Below are 353 nucleotides of genomic sequence, written 5' to 3'. Positions count from 1 at the left end.
CGGCTGCCTCACCGCTGATAAAGGTGTCGAAATTATTCGAACCCTGGATGATTTCAATCCCGCTGAACGTGTCACCGGCAGCAATACCGCTGTGGATACCCGTCTTGGTATTGAAGGTGATCGCTGCGGAGGAGTCTGCATAACTGACAGTATCGATCCCCACTCCACCGATAAACTGATCCGCACCGGCACCGCCCATCAGGTAATCATTACCGGCTCCGCCGGTAATGATGTTGTCGCTGGCATTACCCGTACCATTAAAACTACTGGTGCCAGTAAAGGTCAGTCGTTCGACGTTGGCCGCCAAGACATAGTTACCCAGACTGGTACGAACTTCGTCATCACCGCCGCCG

1 pseudogene is annotated in these 353 nt (G+C 53.8%); it reads right to left on the bottom strand.

Annotated elements, in window-relative coordinates:
- A pseudogene (locus tag HX866_RS33985) lies at positions 1-353 on the bottom strand (calcium-binding protein); the annotation flags it as partial.

The sequence above is a fragment of the Pseudomonas gingeri genome (assembly GCF_013386165.1).
Taxonomy (GTDB): domain Bacteria; phylum Pseudomonadota; class Gammaproteobacteria; order Pseudomonadales; family Pseudomonadaceae; genus Aquipseudomonas; species Aquipseudomonas gingeri_C.
This window is presented reverse-complemented; position numbering and strand designations above follow the sequence as displayed.